Annotated in this window: 12 protein-coding genes; 4 read left to right on the forward strand and 8 right to left on the reverse strand. The window is 70.4% G+C overall.

What is annotated here, in order from left to right; translation table 11 throughout:
* Nucleotides 1-84: 84 nt before the first annotated feature.
* On the forward strand, nt 85-1515 hold the full coding sequence (locus KBX26_RS32935) for an HNH endonuclease (RefSeq protein WP_210865106.1): 1431 nt from the start codon (nt 85-87) through the stop codon (nt 1513-1515).
* Between the two features lie 119 nt (nt 1516-1634).
* Here the strand turns inward: KBX26_RS32935 and KBX26_RS08545 are convergent, their stop codons facing one another.
* Together KBX26_RS08545 and KBX26_RS08550 are read right to left on the reverse strand one after the other, a co-directional pair.
* A complete protein-coding gene (locus KBX26_RS08545) occupies nt 1635-2519 on the reverse strand; it encodes a fibronectin type III domain-containing protein (protein ID WP_247680365.1) in 885 nt (294 codons plus the stop codon).
* A 189-nt stretch (nt 2520-2708) separates the two neighbouring features.
* Complete coding sequence (locus KBX26_RS08550) at nt 2709-2930, reverse strand: hypothetical protein (protein ID WP_210865108.1); 222 nt, start codon at nt 2928-2930, stop codon at nt 2709-2711.
* A gap of 203 nt (nt 2931-3133) precedes the next feature.
* On the opposite strand from KBX26_RS08550, the gene KBX26_RS08555 reads away from it, so the two are divergent.
* The gene (locus KBX26_RS08555) at nt 3134-3763 is read left to right on the forward strand and encodes a hypothetical protein (protein WP_210865109.1); all 630 of its coding nucleotides are present in this window, start codon (nt 3134-3136) and stop codon (nt 3761-3763) included.
* A 12-nt stretch (nt 3764-3775) separates the two neighbouring features.
* On the opposite strand, the gene KBX26_RS08560 is transcribed toward KBX26_RS08555, so the two are convergent.
* Together KBX26_RS08560 and KBX26_RS08565 are read right to left on the reverse strand one after the other, a co-directional pair.
* Nucleotides 3776-4144, reverse strand: coding sequence for a DUF4180 domain-containing protein (locus tag KBX26_RS08560; RefSeq protein WP_030331392.1), 369 nt, complete (start codon nt 4142-4144; stop codon nt 3776-3778).
* Entirely contained in the window at nt 4137-4589 is a 453-nt protein-coding gene (locus tag KBX26_RS08565) for a helix-turn-helix domain-containing protein (protein ID WP_210865110.1), read from the reverse strand. Before KBX26_RS08565 ends, KBX26_RS08560 begins: the two co-directional genes overlap by 8 nt.
* A 171-nt stretch (nt 4590-4760) precedes the next feature.
* On the opposite strand from KBX26_RS08565, the gene KBX26_RS08570 reads away from it, so the two are divergent.
* Complete coding sequence (locus tag KBX26_RS08570; RefSeq protein WP_210865111.1) at nt 4761-7997, forward strand: AAA family ATPase; 3237 nt, start codon at nt 4761-4763, stop codon at nt 7995-7997.
* A 31-nt stretch (nt 7998-8028) separates the two neighbouring features.
* Here the strand turns inward: KBX26_RS08570 and KBX26_RS08575 are convergent, their stop codons facing one another.
* Nucleotides 8029-8997, reverse strand: coding sequence for an alpha/beta hydrolase (locus KBX26_RS08575; RefSeq protein ID WP_210865112.1), 969 nt, complete (start codon nt 8995-8997; stop codon nt 8029-8031).
* A gap of 51 nt (nt 8998-9048) precedes the next feature.
* Nucleotides 9049-9354, reverse strand: a complete 306-nt coding sequence (locus KBX26_RS08580; protein ID WP_210862083.1) for a putative quinol monooxygenase — start codon at nt 9352-9354, stop codon at nt 9049-9051.
* A 139-nt stretch (nt 9355-9493) separates the two neighbouring features.
* Here KBX26_RS08580 and KBX26_RS08585 point away from each other — a divergent pair, with 139 nt between their 5' ends.
* Nucleotides 9494-10417 carry an AraC family transcriptional regulator gene (locus KBX26_RS08585; protein ID WP_210865113.1) on the forward strand — a complete coding sequence of 308 codons (924 nt, stop codon included), beginning with the start codon at nt 9494-9496 and terminating at the stop codon, nt 10415-10417.
* A gap of 64 nt (nt 10418-10481) precedes the next feature.
* On the opposite strand, the gene KBX26_RS08590 is transcribed toward KBX26_RS08585, so the two are convergent.
* Nucleotides 10482-11339 (reverse strand): ABC transporter permease, encoded by an 858-nt coding sequence (locus KBX26_RS08590; protein WP_210865114.1) that lies wholly within the window; start codon nt 11337-11339, stop codon nt 10482-10484.
* Nucleotides 11336-12349: a daunorubicin resistance protein DrrA family ABC transporter ATP-binding protein gene (locus tag KBX26_RS08595; RefSeq protein ID WP_030331377.1), complete on the reverse strand. Its 1014-nt coding sequence runs from the start codon at nt 12347-12349 to the stop codon at nt 11336-11338. The genes KBX26_RS08590 and KBX26_RS08595 overlap by 4 nt, the downstream gene beginning before the upstream one ends.
* Nucleotides 12350-12360 lie beyond the last annotated feature (11 nt).

A 12360-nucleotide genomic window follows, 5' to 3' on the forward strand; every position in this document is an offset into this window, starting at 1 on the left:
GGCGCGGAGTTGCAGGGTGACCCGCGATGTCCTCAGCAGCTTCACGGGACCGCAAAAAATGATTCAGGTCAGTAGCGTCTGGGCGTGCCCGACACCCTCAGCGATCCGCTGTCCGGCTTCAGCCCTGCCCGGCCCTACATAATGGACGCTGCTGATGATGCTCCCCGAACACCCGGTGTGCACGTGGTTGTCGAGAACGGCGTGGTCGTTTACGTCGGGTCGACTGGAGATCTACGTCGACGTCTTCGTCAGCACCTGACCGGCAATCGCGGCTCATCGGTCCTGCATGAACAGGTCGGTCTGTTGCTCGACCAGCGCGGTGCTCCGGCGGCGGCTGCTGACATCGCCAACTGGTTGGCTCACTGCGACCTCCGATGGCTTCGGACCGACGATACGCAGGGAGTGAAGGAGGCGCTGGTCGCGACCCTTGGACCTCGATTCAACAGGCATGTGCCGAAGGAGTCGGGTTCGCCCGAGGGTGCCGCGAAGCAACGCCAGTTCGATCGCCTGAAGTCCGGCCGATACTACGGTGGCGTGCTCGACGCGGTCCGCGCGTACCTGCACGTCGCTGTGCCCGATGCCGCTGACAAGGAGCGGGAATACTGGTCGCTGTCCTGCCTTCCGACGACGGTTGCCGGAAGGCTCGCCGCGGTCAGCATGAAGCGGATGGAGACGTTTGTTCTGGCCGAGGCCGCCGAGCCGGCTGAACACTCGCTGATCACCGGCTTTGTCATTGTCAGGTGGTCTGTCCTGCGTCAGCACTGGCCGACGTTTCAGGCGTTCACGGACGCCTTTCCCAATCTGACCATCGGCTACTCCGACTATGCGGATCCGGGGCCGGACCAGGTCCGGGTTGATGGCTGGCACCACGACCTGATGGCCGCATTCCGTGACGACCGCTTCGCCGCTGCCATACGTGACCTCACCGAGCCGTTGCTGAAAGTCCGAACGCTGCAGGCCCCAGGACACAACGGTTTGCTCGCCGAGCAGGTGTTGAACAAGGTGCGGCCGGAGGAAGCCGACGACCTGGCGAAATCCCCGGACGACAGCGGGAGTGTCGAGTCGGAGGATGCGGCCGAGGGGCGGCGCAGGAGGCTAGCCGAGGTCACCGCGCGGCAGGGGCAGGCAGACTTTCGCCGCCGACTCATGAAGGCGTACGGCAAACGCTGCGCGATCACGGGCTGTGATGTCGAGGCCGCCCTCCAGGCTGCACACATTGACCCGTACGACGGGCCAGCCACCAACCAGGTCAACAACGGCCTTCTGCTCCGCGCCGACCTGCACAACCTCCTGGACCGCGGGCTGATCTGGGTTGATGAGGCGTACGTCTTGCATGTGGTGGCGGGGACTGCGCACTACTCCAGCTACCACGGCCAGCAGATCCGCCTACCGGAAAGGGTGGAGGACCTGCCAGACCCTGAAGCGCTGCTTCGGCACCGACGCGCCTGGCGCGGGTTCTATGACGTCGTGGAAGGCGGCGAGCCCGGCCCGGGGCGCAGGACGGCCGGGGATTAGTTCCCCGAAGAGCGTGATGTCTGTGAGTCATCACGATGACTCACAGACATCACGTCCGTTAGGACAAGGCCACCCGGACCAGGCGGCACGGCGGTCGCACGGCGCGTTATCGGGAGTGGTCAGGAGTAGGTGTCGCCGAACTCGCGGACGCCGTCGACGTCCAGGGTGATCCGGTCGTTCTCGGTCCATTGGCCGGTGGCGGCGGCCCAGCTCGGGTCGTCGCGTTCGTCGATGGTGCTCCAGCTGTGCCGGTGGTGCCGTAGCTGGATCGGCCCGGTCGACTGGCCGGGCGCGAGCGTGCCGTCGGTGAAGGTCAGCTCCACCCAGCCGGGGACTGGCGTTCCGGGGACCGGGTAACTCGGCGGCGCTGGGGTCGTCATCGCGCTGGGCGGCCCGCCTGGCGGGATGAAGAACTGCACGGTCTGCCGGATCCGGTCGCAGCCCAGCGCGGCCCAGTCGCAGTTCGGCACCAGCGAGGTGTTGGCGCCCTCGAAGCGCAGGTGGTAGCGCACCTGCACGGTGCTCAGGTCGAGTGGCCCGGTGCCGGTGTTGGTCACCTTCAGCAGGTGCTGGATCTGGTTGTTCGTCGGGGACCAGTCCAGGTTGAAGTAGCTGACCGTCGCGCGGCCCGCCGCGGTGCGCACTGTGGTGGTGGGCGAGGTGTCGGAGTAGCCGCCGAGTGCGCGGGCGGCAATCCCGATCCGGTACGTCGTGCCGGGCGCGAGGTCGGTCAGCGTGATCGTGGTGTCGGTGGTGGAGCCGAGGAAGCGGTACGTGTTCGGCCCGAGCGGCACCTGCACCTCGTAGTTGATCGGCTGCTCGTTGCCAGGCTCGACCCAGGCGGAGGGCGTCCAGCTGAGCGTGAGCTGATGCGGTTCGTTGGCCACCACCGTGGGTGCGCCGGGGGTGCTGATCGCCGGGCCGTCGGCCCGGGCGGCGTTGACGGCGAGCAGGCTCGCCAGCGTGGCTAGGGCGATGGTGGCGGTGACGCGGCGAGCAGGCATAGCCGAATGGTATGCATGCGCATCGATGGCCATCCATCGTCCGTCAGTTCAGTGCGCGCCGACGACGGGCCCAGTCCATTACGCGACGGGTCGGCTCGAAGATGATGCCCGCGCCACGCCGTAGAGACCGACCAGCCGATGCAGGCGCCCTGCGAACACGCGAGCGGCTGCACCGGCTGGGTGGTCGGCTCAGGAGCCGCCCTGGCGCTGGATCCGCCCGTCGCCCGAGACCTTGGCCCGGCCCAGGTCGCGTTCGGTGCCGGCCGGGCCGGTCGCGGTACGGCGGTGCCGTTGGTCGGGCGAGTGCTCCACGGGCGAGCCCTGGCGGCCCGGAGCGCCGCTGCCCGAATGCCGCCGGCCTCGCGCCGACTCGCCGCCGTTGTCGTGTTTGTTCTGCTTGTGGCTACCCATGGACCGCGCGTACCCGGTCCCTGTGCGGCTAGTCCTTGGGTCAACCATGCGACGTTCTCGATCCCGTCAGATGCTGGCTGCCCAAAAGGCAGGCGTCCATGCAGTCGATACCGCGATTTGCCGTCGGCGGGCGGCGTCTGGAAGCGCCCGGCAATAGCGTCCGAACCACGGAGTTCCGCGAGCGCGGTTCTGAGGAGGCGGCCATGCAGACGACCGAAGGTGCGGTGTTACCGGGGGAGCGGGCTCCGGTCCGGCCCAACATGGACAGATGGCGGGCGGGGCTGCCACCGGACGCGTGGCCCGACACCCTCCCGGTGAGCGGGGAGATCTGGCGGAGGGACGTCTTCGCGACTGCCGACACGTACCGGGCCGGCTCCGTGAGCCCACGGCAACTACTGACCGCCGTGCTGGCCTGGGCTTACGGACCCCTCGGGTACGGCCCGTGGCGCGCCGCCAGGTCGCTCGACGCCGATCCGGGCGGCAAACGCCTGGCGTACGCGCTGGAGGAGGTTTCCACACCAGCGCCCGACCAGGAGGCGTTGTGTACGGCGTACCGCCGCTTCAGTGACCCCGACCACGCTCGTCTGCCCTGGTTGGGGCCGGGCCTGTTCACGAAGGTCCTCTACTTCGTCGGCTACCGCCGCGGGGTGGGCGGGGTGCAGCCCCTGATCCTCGACCGTGTCGTGGCCAGCCAGCTCCCGGCCGAGGCGGGCGTCGGTCGCCGCAACGGGTGGTCGTCGGAGGAGTGGCTGGCCTATCTCCGCTGGGCGGCCGAGCAGGCTCGGGTCGGGGGAGTGGAGCCGGACACGGTGGAGATGGCGGGTCGTGCCTGACCAGTGAGGTGGCTATCTGCCGGCGCGTAGGCGGGTGTCCAACGCGTCGAGGTCGGGGAGGAACCAGATGTGCCCACCCCGGTTCGACTCGTGCACCAGCGCGCGCAACGCAGAACTCTCCGCGAGCTGCGCCGAGATGTCGCCGACGACTGCCAGTCGCAGCCGGTAGTTGACGAACTTCTGCATCACGTCGCCGGCGAAGCGGGTGCCCAGCGAGAAGAACCGTTCGTCGAGTCGGTTGGCCGGCACGGCGACCACCTGGGCGCCGAGGAACGCCGCCCCGATCAGGTCCAGCGCATCCTGCTCGGTGGCCAGTGGCGGGCCGTCGGGGTCGCAGACCAGCACCGGCACTCCGGCGCGTTCCTGGATCTCGTCAGGCATCGTGGACCTCCCGGTCGAGCAGGCCGTTGTCGGCGTTGAGTACAGCGTCGAGCAGGTGCAGCAACTCGGCGGTGGCGGCCGGGTCACCCAGGATGATGATCTTCATGCGGTGGCGTTGCGCGTCGTAGACGGTCTGCACCCGCAGCGGATTGGCCTGGTCGTGGGCGGTGTTGGCGCTGGTGAGCACGAGCGTGCCGAGCCGGTCGGCGGCGGCCCTGTCGGCACCGTCGATCTGGACGATGCTCGACACCTCCGCCTGCCTGGCGAGGCTGGGCGCGGTCGGGGCCCGACCGGTGAGCGCGTCGAGATCACCGGCGGCGATCCGGTACTGCTTGCCGATCCGCACCGCGCGCAGCCGGCCCGAGCGGATGTAGCTGCGCACCGTCCGCACGTGCAGCCCCAGCCGGTCGGCGACCTGCTCAACTGAGTACATGTCTTCCGTCATCGTTCCCTATCCTATGCCGATAGGGAAGTTTAGTGACAGGTAGGGTCGATTCATTGGCGACATCAGCTCGACAGCGCCCTATCGACACGTGCGCTCCCCTGGGATCAGGAGAGGGGATCGGCCGGCTAACTCGCTCGCGCTGTCGGACGGTTGCCGTACCGTCTGGAAACCATGGACGCGCGGCGCGGCGACGCCATCATCGGGCGGGATCATCCTGCGGGCCTGTTGCGCGCCGAGTTGGACCGCGCCACCACCAGTCACGGCGGCCTCGTCCTGGTGACCGGCGAGCCGGGCATCGGCAAGACGACCCTCGTCACGTCGGCAGCCCGGGAGGCCCGGCGCCGCGGCGCGCTGGTGCTCGGCGCCGCGTGCTGGGATTCCGACAGCGCCCCCGGCTACTGGCCGTGGGTGCAGGTGCTGCGCGGCCTGCGCCGATCCGCCGACGACTGGGCGGTGGCGCGACCGGACGCCGAGCCGGCCCTCGCGGCACTGCTCGGTGAGACCGACGCCAGCAAGCAGCAGGCCGAGCGGCTCGCCAGCTGGGCCGGCGTCGACACCGACAGCGTCGACCAGGAGGCGTTCGCGCTGTACGACGCGGTGACCGCCGCACTGGTCGCCGTCTCCCAGCACCGGCCGGTGGTCGTCGTCCTCGACGACCTGCACTGGGCCGACCCGGCCTCGCTGCGGTTGCTGAGCTTCGCCGCCCAGCACACCTGGTTCGAGCGGCTCCTGCTGATCGGCACCTACCGCGACGCCGAGGTCGAGTCGGGTGAGCATCCGCTGCGCCCGCTGCTGATGCCGCTCGTCGCGAAGGCCACCACGATCACCCTCACCGGTTTCACCCGCGACGAGGTGGCCGCGCTGATGACCCGGACCGCCGGACGCGAGCCCGAGGCCGGCCTGGTCGACGAGGTGCACCGGCGTACCGGCGGCAACCCGTTCTTCGTCGAGCAGACCGCGCGGCTGTGGCACGCCGACGACGCGGTCGGCGCGATCGCGCCAGGCGTACGGGAGGCGGTGCGCCGCCGCCTGGCCCAGCTGCCCGCCGCCGTGGTCGAAGCGCTGACCGTCGCCGCTGTGCTGGGTCGTGAGTTCCACCGCCAGGTCCTCGCGGCCTGCGTCGCCGCCCCGGCCGCGCAGGTCGACCGGCTACTCGACCGGGCGGTGACCGCCCGGCTGGTGGTCTCCCGGGGTGGTGGCCGCTTCGCGTTCGCCCACGACCTGGTCCGCGAAACCCTCTACGACGGGCTGACCGACGACGACCGGCAGGCCCGACACGCCGCGCTCGTCCGCGCGGTCGATGACCTGCCGGAGCTCACCGAACGGCTGATCCCGGCCGACCTCGCCCGCCACGCCTACCTCGCCGGCCCCGCGCTCGACCCGGCCCGGGTGGCCACCCTGCTGGTCGCCGCCGGGCGGGACGCGTTCGTCCGGCTGGCCGGCGACGAGGCGGCCGTGCACTTCCGTCGAGCGCTGGAGGTCGTCGACGACCGGGAGCAACGAGTGCGCATCCTGGTCGAGTTCGGTGAGACGCAATACCACCACGCCGGTCGGGAAGAGGCCATCGCGCTGCTCACCGAGGCCGGGGTGCTGGCTCGTACCCTCGACGACCCGGTGCTGCTGGCCCGCGTCGCCCTCATCGTGAACCGCGCCCGCCAGGTCGAGGTCGCCTTCTCCGTCGAGGCGGCGGAGCTGGTGCGTGAGGCGTACCGGCGGCTGATCGGCGAACCGGCCGCCGACGCGTCGGTCGGCACGCTGGTCGCCGACCTGATCACCGCGACCGAGACGATCGCCCGTCGAGGGCAGGACGACGAGGCGCTCACCTTCAGCCTCTGGGCCCGCCACGACACCACCTGGGGTTTGGGCACCGCGGCGGCCCGCGCCGCGCTCACCGCCGAGATCCGGGACGTGGCCCGCCGGACACCAGACCGGGAGACCGAGCTGTGGGCCACCGCGCTGCGCTGGGTGGCGCTGCTGGAGCTGGGCGATCCCGGCTTCATCGGGGAGTTCACCATCTTCGTCAACGCGGACCGGCACGGCGACCCCACCCGGTACCGGATAGCGGCCTCCGTCGACAGCGCCATCATCGCGGCCTTCCGAGGCGACTTCGCCGAGGCCGACGAGCGGTTCGCCGACATCACCGACATCGCTGACCCGAGCCATGCCGAGTTCGGGTTCATGGGCCATCACCTGCGCTGGTCCCGGCTGCTGCTTGAGGGTCGGTTCGCCGAGGCCGACACCCTGCTGGACGGGCTGGCCCCGACCGACTACCCCTACCGGGAGCTGCTGCGAGCGATCACCGCGGCGGAGCGGGGCGACGACGAGACGGCGGTGCGGCTGACCGCCGGCATCGAGGCCGCCGCCGTCCGGTACCCGCGCCCGGTGTCACCGCTCTGGCTCCGGCTACGCGCGCAGGCCGCCGCCGCGTCCGCCGACCCGCAGCGCTGCGACGTCGCACGGGCCGCGCTCGCCCCGCATCGTGGAGAGTGGATGGTGGGGCTGTTCGGCTGCGACATCAGCGGCCCGGTCGACTACTGGCTGGCGCTGATCGACGCCGCCCAGGGCCGCTGGGACGACGCCGTCGCCGGCTTCACCGCCGCCCACCACTCCGCCGACCGGTTGGGCTCCCGGCCCTGGTCGCTGCTCGCCCGCACCGGCCTCGTGCATGCCCTCGCCAGCCGAGGCCGCCCGGACGACACCGCGACGGTGACCCTGCTGCGGGCCGCCACCATCCAGGAGGCGACCGCTCTCGGCATGACGCAGGTGCTGCACCGGCTCGCCGCCCCGACGACCCCCGACGCCGGCCGCCCGGACCACACCGCCGCGCCCGGCCAGGCCGTGCCGGTCGCGTCGGCCATCGCGGGGTACGAGTTTCGGCGCGACGGGCCGGTCTGGCAACTCGCGTACGCCGGTGTGGTCGTGCACCTGCCTGACGCCAAGGGGTTGCACGACCTGCACCTGCTGCTGAGCCACCCGGGCAGTGACGTGCCGGCGGTCGAGCTGCTCGACCCGGCGGCCGGGCCGGAACTGGTGGCCGCCCGCCGGATGGGAGCCGACCCGGTCCTCGACGACGAGGCGAAGGCCCGCTACCGGCGGCACCTGGCCCGCCTCGACGAGGAGATCGACCGGGCCGCCGCCCGCGATGACGACCTCAAGGTGTCCAAACTGGACGCCGAGCGGGGTGCACTGCTCGACGAGCTGCGTGCCGCGGCGGGCCTCGCCGGCCGGAGCCGCCGCCTGGGGGACGAGGCCGAACGGGCCCGCAAGACGGTGACCGCGAGGATCCGCGACACGCTACGCAAGCTCGACGACCGGCACCCGGCACTGGCGAGCCACCTGCGCGACTCCGTCTCCACTGGCACCACCTGCCGCTACCGGCCCGCCGAGCCGCTGCCCTGGCGGCTCTGAACCCACGGCCGGGGCGGGCCGTTGGCTCAGCTCAGTCCTTGAGATCGGGGCCGGGTTCCAGGACCCGGGCGAGCCAGTCGGCCTGGGTGCGCCGTGCCGCGTCGGAGACGCGAACATGCGGGAACAGCGCCGAAAATCCGTGGAAGCCGCCAGCCCACAGGTGCAGTTCGGCCTGGCCGCCGGCGGCCCAGATCCGGGTGGCGTAGGCGACGTCCTCGTCGCGGAACACCTCGGCGGTCCCGGCGTCGATGTACGTGGTCGGCAGACCGGACAGGTCGTCCGCCAGTGCGGGTGAGACGTACGCGGAGACGTTCTGGTCGGGGTGCTCGCCGAGGACGCTGCGCCACCCGAACTCGTTCATCTCCCGGGTCCACACGCCGTCCAGCCCGCTGTACTGGTGACTGGAGGTGGTGTCGTTGCGGTGGTCGAGCATGGGGCACGACAGCAGTTGGGCGGCGATGGTCGGGGTGTTGCGGTCGCGAGCCATCAGTGTGACCCCTGCGGCAAGGCCACCTCCGGCGCTGGCGCCGGCCACGACGATGCGGGCCGGGTCGATGCCGAGATCCGCGGCGTTCTCGGCCACCCAGAGCAGACCGCGGTAGCAGTCGTCGACCAGGGTCGTGCCGGTTGCTTCCGGGGCCAGCCGGTAATCCACCGAGACCACGACGGCACCGAACCGGTCGAGCCATTCCAGCGGAATGTCGATGTTCGAGAAGCGGTCGCCCCACATCATCCCGCCGCCGTGGATCCAGTAGACGCAGGGCGCGCCGGCGGCACGATCGGTGGGGCTGAGGATGGACAGCGGGATCGGCGTTCCGTCGCCGGCGGAAACTGTGACCTCGCGCCGGGAGACCGCGCGGCCTTCCAGGTGGATATCGATCGACGGTTGGGGGAAGTGGCGAAGCTGTTCGATCACCTCGGGGCCGAGGGGCGGCATGGGCGGCAGCTCAGTCAGGGGTACGAGCAACTCGGGGTCGATGCCCGGGCGGGGGAGGTTCATCGTGGATCCTTTCGCTGGTGCGGGTCGGGTGAGGGGGGTGCTGTCGCCGGCTCAGAAGGTCGCCTTGCCGCCGACCGGCACGGCGTCGGTGTACGTCGAGTCGCCGGCCAGCAGCGGCTGAAGCTTCGCGACCAGGGCCTGCGCCTGCTCCCCGGCGAAGAACGCGCTGTGCGCCTCGGCGCTGGTCCAGCCCTCGATCACGTGGACGACGTCACGGTCGGTGGCCGAGCGGGCCACGAGGAAGACGACGCAGTCGGGGTGGGGCAGGGACGGCGCGTCGAGCAACAGTTCGATCAGCTCGTCCGCCTTTCCCGGCTGAGCGGTCATGGTGGCCTGGAACCCGTGGTGGACAGTCATCGAAGTGACTCCTAATCGTCTAGCTCTTGCTGCGATCTCGGAAAACTGACACTTCAATAAGACCATCGCCACCAGCGGAAACGTTAGAAAGATGCTCTTGGGTTCTTGCCTGATTCTCTCGTTGTGACGAGCATCGGTCATGTGCTTCAATCGGGCCGTGTACCTCGACGAGCTGCGGACGTTGCTGGCCCGCCACGCCCACCCGGACATGCGCACCCCCATCGACGGGGTGCTGATCTCGAAGGTCGACCAGCAGACCGGGCCAACCACGTCGATGTCGGGCACCGTGCTGGCGCTCATCGCTCAAGGCGCCAAACACATGGCGCTGGGTGACCGCGTGTACGAGTACCGGGCCGGCCAGTACCTTGTCGCGTCGGTGGATCTGCCGGTCACCGGCCGGTTCACCCAGGCCAGCGCCGACTCGCCAGCGCTGGGGTTCGGGCTGGTGCTGCATCCGGCCACGGTCGCCGAGTTGCTGCTGCAGGCGGCACCGGGCGACCTCCCACCTCTGTCCGGCGGAACGCCCTCCGGGATGGTGGTCAGCGACGCTCCCGACGAGCTCGGCGACGCGGTGGTCCGACTGCTTCGACTGCTGGACCGGCCCCGGGACGTCACGGTGCTCGCACCCCTGATCAAACGGGAGATTCTCTGGTTGTTGCTCAGCGGGGAGCAGGGTGCCGCAGTGCGGCAGCTGGGCCTGGCCGACAGCAGCCTCAGTCACATCGCCCGGGCGGTGCGGTGGATCCGCGACCACTACGCGCAGGCGTTCCGGGTGGAGGAGCTGGCCAGGCTGTCCGGGATGAGCGTGTCCGCGTTCTATCGCAACTTCCAGGCGGTGACCGCGATGAGCCCGATCCAGTTCCAGAAGCAGATCCGGTTGCAGGAGGCCCGGCTCCTGCTCGCCACCCACCCCAACGACATCACCGGGGTCGGCATCCGGGTCGGCTACGAGAGCCCGTCGCAGTTCAGCCGCGAATACCGTCGCCAGTTCGGCGCGCCGCCCAGCCAGGACGCCACCCGCCTGCGCGGCACCAGCCGAACCGAGGTGCCAGCGGTCGTCTGACCGCAGACCGACGCGCCAACGACGGACGGACGCCGCCACGGCTGTGGCGGCGTCCGTCGCACTGTCAGCGGCGGTTGTACTTGTACATGGTCAGGGTGCCGAAGACGAGGACGAAGCCGGCGCTCCACAGCAGCAGCCACATCGTTGCCGACGGGTCCGACTCGCCGCTCATCGCGCCCCGGATCGCGGCCACCAGCTGCGTCACCGGGTTGACCTTCACGAACGCCTGGAGCCAGCCGGGCATGGTGCTCGGCTCGACGAAGACGTTGCTCAGGAACGTCAGCGGGAACAGCACCATCATGCTGACCCCCATCACCGACTTCTCACTGCGCAGGATCAGCCCGAAGAACGTCCACACCCAGGAGAACGCGAACGAGAAGATCACCAGCAGTCCGATGCCGGCGGCGACACCGAGCGCCCCGCCCTCGGGCCGGAAGCCGAGCACCAGCCCGAGGCCCAGGATCACCAGTGCGGCGAGGATATAGCGCAGCACGTCGCCGAAGATCATGCCGACCAGGGCGGCCGGGCGCCAGACGGGCAGCGTCCGGAACCTGTCGAAGATGCCCTTCTCGATGTCGGTGTTGAGGCCGACACCGGTGTACATGGTGATCATGACGACGCTGGTCACCATGATGCCGGGCAGGAAGAACTGCAGGTAGTCACGCGGGCTGCCGGCCAGGGCGCCACCGAACAGGTACGTGAACATCAGCACCATGATGATCGGGAACGCGGTCACGTCGAAGAGCTGCTCCGGCACGTGCTTGATCTTCAGCATGGCCCGCCAGCCGAAGGTGATCGACGCGCCCAGCGCGCTCGGCCGGGGAGGTCGGGCACCGGGCGCGAGGACTGTCGCCAGTGCCTCGGCTGACGGAACGTAGACGGCCGGTGCCCGTTCGGTGGTGGTGGTCTTGGTGTCGCTCATCGGGCTGCCTCCAGCTCGTCGTCGCGCTCGTCGGTTGGCACGGCGGGGTGGTCGGTCAGGGCCAGGAAGACCTCGTCCAGGCTCGGCTGGCCGAGGGAGAAGTTGTCGACCACGATGCCGGCGCGGGCCAGGTCGCTGAGCACGCGGGCGGCCTGGGCGCTGGCGTCGAGGTCGGTGCCGGCCTCACCGACGCGGGCGGTCAACGCCACCGGATCGGCGGCGAGCTGCACCGGCACACCGAGTGCCTCGCGGAGCACCCGCTCCGCGTCGGGGCGCTGCCCCGGGTCGCGCAGTCGCAGGTGGACGGTGCCCGAGCCGATCGACGACTTCAACTCACCCGGGGTGCCCTCCGCGATCACCCGGCCGTGGTCGACCACCGCGATCCGGCCGGCGAGCTGGTCGGCCTCGTCGAGGTACTGGGTGGTCAGCAGCACGGTCGTCCCGTGCGACACCACCGCTCGGACGATCTCCCACACCTGGTTGCGGCTTCGCGGGTCGAGGCCGGTGGTCGGTTCGTCGAGGAAGAGCAGATCCGGGGTGTTCAGGATGCTCGCGGCGATGTCGATGCGCCGCCGCATCCCACCCGAGTACTTCTTCACCTGACGGTCGCTCGCCTCGGTCAGCCCGAACGCGGCGAGCAGCGCTGCCGCGCGGTCCCGGGCGGCCGGCTTGCGCAGGCCGAGCAGGCGGGCCAGGAGCACCAGGTTCTCCGTACCGGTGAGGTCCTCGTCGACGGAGGCGTACTGGCCGGTGAGGCTGACCCGGGAACGGACCTTGTCGGCCTCGGTGACCACGTCGTGCCCGAAGACCCGGGCCGAGCCGCCGTCGGGTCGCAGCAACGTGGCGAGCACCCGGACGGCTGTGGTCTTGCCCGCGCCGTTGGGGCCGAGCAGGCCGTAGACGGTGCCGGCGGGCACCTGCAGGTCGATGCCGGCCAGCGCCCGGGTGTCCCCGAACGATCGGGTGAGCCCTTCGGCCTCGATGGCCAGGCCGGTGGTGCGTCTACTCATGGTTCGTACCT

The organism is Micromonospora sp. C97 (assembly GCF_018070385.1).
In the GTDB taxonomy this organism is placed as follows: Bacteria; Actinomycetota; Actinomycetes; order Mycobacteriales; family Micromonosporaceae; genus Micromonospora; species Micromonospora parva.

Coding starts and splice junctions, on each gene's coding strand:
- KBX26_RS08545 (WP_247680365.1), bottom strand. CDS start 2,519: ATGCCTGCTCGCCGCGTCACCGCCACCATCGCCCTAGCCACGCTGGCG.
- KBX26_RS08550 (WP_210865108.1), bottom strand. CDS start 2,930: ATGGGTAGCCACAAGCAGAACAAACACGACAACGGCGGCGAGTCGGCG.
- KBX26_RS08555 (WP_210865109.1), top strand. CDS start 3,134: ATGCAGACGACCGAAGGTGCGGTGTTACCGGGGGAGCGGGCTCCGGTC.
- KBX26_RS08560 (WP_030331392.1), bottom strand. CDS start 4,144: ATGCCTGACGAGATCCAGGAACGCGCCGGAGTGCCGGTGCTGGTCTGC.
- KBX26_RS08565 (WP_210865110.1), bottom strand. CDS start 4,589: ATGACGGAAGACATGTACTCAGTTGAGCAGGTCGCCGACCGGCTGGGG.
- KBX26_RS08570 (WP_210865111.1), top strand. CDS start 4,761: ATGGACGCGCGGCGCGGCGACGCCATCATCGGGCGGGATCATCCTGCG.
- KBX26_RS08575 (WP_210865112.1), bottom strand. CDS start 8,997: ATGAACCTCCCCCGCCCGGGCATCGACCCCGAGTTGCTCGTACCCCTG.
- KBX26_RS08580 (WP_210862083.1), bottom strand. CDS start 9,354: ATGACTGTCCACCACGGGTTCCAGGCCACCATGACCGCTCAGCCGGGA.
- KBX26_RS08585 (WP_210865113.1), top strand. CDS start 9,494: ATGTGCTTCAATCGGGCCGTGTACCTCGACGAGCTGCGGACGTTGCTG.
- KBX26_RS08590 (WP_210865114.1), bottom strand. CDS start 11,339: ATGAGCGACACCAAGACCACCACCACCGAACGGGCACCGGCCGTCTAC.
- KBX26_RS08595 (WP_030331377.1), bottom strand. CDS start 12,349: ATGAGTAGACGCACCACCGGCCTGGCCATCGAGGCCGAAGGGCTCACC.